The following is a 4,850-nucleotide window of genomic DNA, read 5'->3' on the forward strand; positions in this document are numbered from 1 at the left end:
CCTCACCAGAGCTTGATGTCAAAGCAATTACGTCTTCCGCCGGAAACCAGACACCAGAAAAAACCTTACGCAATGTTCTGCGTATGCTGACCTTGCTTAATCGCACCGATATTCCGGTGGCAGGCGGCGCGGTAAAACCGTTAATGCGTGAGTTGATTATCGCGGACAATGTGCACGGCGAAAGCGGTCTCGACGGCCCGGCATTACCGGAACCGACGTTCGCACCGCAAAACTGTACGGCGGTGGAGCTGATGGCGAAAACGCTGCGCGAAAGTGCGGAACCTGTCACGATTGTTTCTACCGGACCGCAAACTAACGTTGCCTTGCTGCTCAATAGCCATCCGGAACTGCATAGCAAAATTGCCCGTATCGTGATTATGGGCGGCGCAATGGGGCTTGGTAACTGGACGCCTGCGGCTGAATTTAATATTTACGTTGACCCGGAAGCGGCAGAAATTGTCTTCCAATCAGGGATCCCGGTGGTGATGGCCGGTCTGGATGTTACTCATAAAGCGCAAATCCACGTTGAAGACACCGAGCGTTTCCGCGCGATTGGCAACCCTGTTTCAACCATTGTTGCCGAACTGCTGGATTTCTTCCTCGAATATCATAAAGACGAAAAATGGGGCTTTGTCGGCGCACCGCTGCATGACCCATGCACCATCGCCTGGCTGTTGAAACCCGAGTTGTTTACCACTGTTGAGCGCTGGGTTGGCGTGGAAACACAGGGGAAATATACCCAGGGTATGACGGTTGTTGATTATTATTATCTGACTGGCAATAAACCGAATGCCACTGTAATTGTCGATGTTGATCGTCAGGGCTTTGTTGATTTACTGGCTGATCGTCTGAAATTTTACGCTTAACACTCGTCATTGATTAAGATCACCACGCGTTACCTGGGTGGTCTTAATCTATTTATCTCTTTTTCTTTCAAGATATAAATGCAATGGATAATGCAGAACTCGCCATAGGTATCGATCTCGGCACTACCAATAGTTTAATTGCCGTCTGGAAAGACGGTGCCGCGCAATTAATTCCAAATAAGTTCGGTGAATATTTAACACCATCCATAATTAGCATGGATGAAAATAATCATATTTTAGTCGGAAAACCGGCTGTATCACGGCGTACTTCGCATCCGGATAAAACGGCAGCGTTATTTAAACGTGCAATGGGCAGTAATACCAACTGGCGGTTAGGCAGCGACACATTTAACGCGCCAGAACTGTCCTCTTTGGTATTACGCTCATTAAAAGAAGATGCCGAAGAATTTCTGCAACGTCCGATTAAAGATGTGGTGATCTCCGTTCCGGCTTATTTCAGCGATGAACAACACAAGCATACCCGTTTAGCAGCGGACTTAGCCGGGTTAAATGCGGTACGCTTAATTAATGAACCCACAGCAGCTGCGATGGCGTATGGCCTGCATACCCAACAAAATACCCGTTCGCTGGTGTTTGATCTCGGTGGCGGCACGTTTGACGTTACGGTGCTTGAGTACGCCACGCCGGTGATTGAAGTTCACGCCTCCGCTGGCGACAACTTCCTCGGTAGCGAAGATTTTACCCATATGTTGGTCGATGACGTTTTAAAGCGCGCGGATGTCACAAGGACCACGCTTAACGAGAGTGAACTGGCAGCCTTGTACGCCTGTGTGGAAGCGGCAAAATGTAGCAATCAATCGCCAATGCATATTCGCTGGCAGTACCAGGATGAAACGCGGGAATGCGAATTTTACGAGAACGAACTGGAAGATTTGTGGTTGCCGCTGCTCAATCGCTTGCGAGTGCCGATTGAACAGGCGTTGCGCGATGCGCGTCTGAAGCCGAGTCAAATCGACAGTCTGGTGCTGGTTGGCGGCGCGTCACAAATGCCGCTGGTGCAGCGAATCGCCGTGCGTCTGTTTGGCAAATTACCGTATCAAAGTTACGATCCGAGCACCATTGTCGCGCTGGGCGCAGCAATCCAGGCCGCCTGCCGCTTACGCAGTGAAGATATTGAAGAAGTGATCCTCACTGATATTTGCCCTTACTCGTTGGGCGTTGAGGTTAACCGCCAGGGCGTTTCCGGCATTTTCTCGCCGATTATTGAACGAAACACCACTGTACCCGTGTCGCGTGTAGAAACTTATTCAACCATGCACCCGGAACAGGATTCAATTACGGTTAACGTCTATCAGGGAGAAAACCACAAAGTTAAAAACAACATTCTGGTGGAATCCTTCGATGTGCCGTTGAAGAAAACCGGGGCTTATCAGTCGATTGATATTCGCTTTAGTTATGATATCAACGGGTTGCTTGAAGTTGACGTGCTTCTGGAAGACGGCAGCGTTAAGTCCAGAGTGATTAACCACAGCCCGGTAACATTGAGCGCGCAGCAGATTGAAGAGAGTCGGACGCGGTTATCCGCATTGAAAATTTATCCGCGCGATATGCTCATCAATCGCACCTTTAAAGCCAAACTGGAAGAGTTGTGGGCGCGGGCGCTGGGTGACGAGCGAGAAGAGATTGGCCGGGTGATCACCGATTTTGATGCGGCGCTGCAGTCAAACGATATGGCCCGCGTCGATGAGGTCAGGCGGCGGGCGAACGTTTATTTAGCCATTGAGACCTCATAATCACGGCTGCCGGATGCGGCGTAAATGCTGCATCCGGCATCGGCGCAAAAAACACATCGTCAACTAAACAACATCGCGATTTTGCCGAGAGCATAACCTATAACCAGCACCGTTAAACTGATTTTGATAATGCTGGTAATGCTCTGTGGTTTTTCACCCTCATCATTTTTTTCTTCATGGTTTTCAGGTGTTGGCTCATCGACATCTTCATCCTCCGGCTCGAGTTTTACTTTCGTCAACAGCATCCGGGTGATAATGGCCTCTAATGGATGAGCATCTCCGCCTTCCAGCCTTGTATTAAGACGGGCCAGCATCTCTTGTTTCGGAAACGCTTCAAGTACTACCTGTTCCGCTACCCGATACAAATCCAGTAACGGTGAATCTTCTTCTGTCTCGCTACCGACTCTCGATTTCCACCACGCCCATGCTTTGCGTTTGAAGAATAACGACTCAATAAACGATTGACCTAACGCGATAATTTTCCGCTATGTAAAATTTCCGCCCATAACAGCCGCGTCCGGGCGCTCTCACCAGGAACATATTTCAGCGGTTGACCTTGCGCATCTACCATGCTCCGCGCTTCGATAACCATCACTAATAACGCGAAATAATCCGGGCAATGACGCTTGCTCCACTGCAACAACAAATTATCAGCTTGTGTAGATGGGTAACTTTCCCAGTACGCGCCGAGATCGGCAAGCAGGCTTTCCCCCTCGCCGCAGTACAAACGTTGTGCACACTGGTAATACCGGGCATCTTCGCTTTCTGGTTCTTCCGCTTGCCACTGTTTGGCTACAGGAATGAGTTCCACCATACCTGTTTGCACCGAGCTGTACCAGCGCAACAGTTTGCGATGTAACTTTGCATCATCAGGAATGAACCACGGTCCTTCCATCGCCAAAAACGCAGTGACATAGTCAGGATGGTAACGGCAGCAACGTTCCAGCGCGAAGTAATATTCAACAGTCTGGTTCTGTAACGCGACGGGATATTCCAGAAGGCTAAGGAAATCGAAACAATCACCAGCCTGAATGGCCTCAAGAAAAGCCACCCTTTCTTCCTCATCCATTCCTTCGCTGTCATTAAACGAATGCCAGTTCAAACGCTCTGCCAACAAAGAAGCACAATTTAATGACAGATATCGCGCTTCTATAGCGATTGCACACAGCGGCCAGCGTAATTGATCGACATCCTCCATGTTCCAGGTATTTAATTGCTGAATAAATTTCTGCCAGGCGGAGGGCTGAAAACGATCACTTTCTGAATCCAGTAATGTCCTGAATGCACGTAGTATTTCATGTTCAGCGGTGGCATCTTTTTCTTCATCATCTGCTTCCTCGACAGGATTTACCGCCAGTCGCAGCGCCTCTTCATAGGCCTGGCGTAATGCTTTAAACCCCTGCGGATCGGTTTCGGGATGACACAACGGTAAGCGAGCAAGATAAGCCTGGCGGATAATGTCTATTTGCGTCGTGCTTTCAATTTCGAGGATTTGCCAACATGTTTTCATAGGTCGCTCACATCCTTAAGCGTTACCGGGCATTCAGGCTGGACAGTTAATGGCTGCCAGGGAAGCGTGGCATAGAAACGGTCGCTTCCCGCTGCCAGCTCTTCGAACATCCGACTCCCGGCGCTATCGTATTTGTACAGGGTTAGCGCCTCGCGTAGCGAAGCGTTGTCTTCGCACTGAGAAGATTGCCAGTAGAGACGCCCTAGTGAATAGGCAGAAAAATAGTGCATCCAGCTGTGATAGTAATGGTGAGCTCGTGCATAGACGCGCGATTGCAGCCATAAACTCTCTTCTTCCGTCAGCCAGTTGTTGAGCACACCGACCCGTGACAGAAACCCCATTCGAACATAATCCCAGGCTTTGATTCCCCCTTCTCCACAGCACATAGCGGTTTGGGCAACGAATTGGGTATAAATCACCCCTCTCTCCGAGCCACCAGCAATTAATGCTTTCCACTCTTCAGGGGAAGAGCGTTGCCATGTCAGATATAAGCCAGCTAAATCATTGGCATGACCATCATCAGTCATCTGATAAATAGTCTGAATTAAATCATCACGATTATTTATTCCCCAGGATGATGAGAGATCGAATTCTTTTATCCCGGTATACATTTTTGGCGAGTCATGCGCGGGTTTGCAACTCTGATTAAGTATTTCCATGGGCGCAGAAAGCGCAAAAAGAAGATATTGTTCTTCCTTATTCATTTTTTAATAATCCCTT

At 49.0% G+C, this 4,850-nt stretch carries 3 protein-coding genes and 1 pseudogene; 2 read left to right on the forward strand and 2 right to left on the reverse strand.

Annotation, left to right across the window (positions count from 1 at the left end; all coding sequences use genetic code 11):
* Together rihA and hscC are read left to right on the forward strand one after the other, a co-directional pair.
* Positions 1-866: pyrimidine-specific ribonucleoside hydrolase RihA (rihA, locus tag ACUU1M_RS18775; protein WP_449144735.1), on the forward strand; the 866-nt coding region annotated here is incomplete at its 5' end.
* An 83-nt stretch (positions 867-949) separates the two neighbouring features.
* Complete coding sequence (gene hscC, locus ACUU1M_RS18780) at positions 950-2,620, forward strand: molecular chaperone HscC (RefSeq protein ID WP_000367845.1); 1,671 nt, start codon at positions 950-952, stop codon at positions 2,618-2,620.
* A gap of 59 nt (positions 2,621-2,679) precedes the next feature.
* Here hscC and djlC read toward each other — a convergent pair.
* Together djlC and ACUU1M_RS18790 are read right to left on the reverse strand one after the other, a co-directional pair.
* Positions 2,680-4,130: pseudogene (gene djlC, locus ACUU1M_RS18785) on the reverse strand (co-chaperone DjlC).
* The gene (locus tag ACUU1M_RS18790) at positions 4,127-4,834 is read right to left on the reverse strand and encodes a DUF1266 domain-containing protein (RefSeq protein WP_001030940.1); all 708 of its coding nucleotides are present in this window, start codon (positions 4,832-4,834) and stop codon (positions 4,127-4,129) included. The pseudogene djlC and the gene ACUU1M_RS18790 overlap by 4 nt, the downstream one beginning before the upstream one ends.
* Between the last annotated feature and the right edge of the window lie 16 nt (positions 4,835-4,850).

The sequence above is a fragment of the Shigella sp. SIG6 genome, assembly GCF_053555815.1.

Bases quoted from the DNA above. Each gene is read 5' to 3' on its own strand.
- ACUU1M_RS18790 (WP_001030940.1), bottom strand. From the start codon at position 4,834: ATGAATAAGGAAGAACAATATCTTCTTTTTGCGCTTTCTGCGCCCATG.
- hscC (WP_000367845.1), top strand. From the start codon at position 950: ATGGATAATGCAGAACTCGCCATAGGTATCGATCTCGGCACTACCAAT.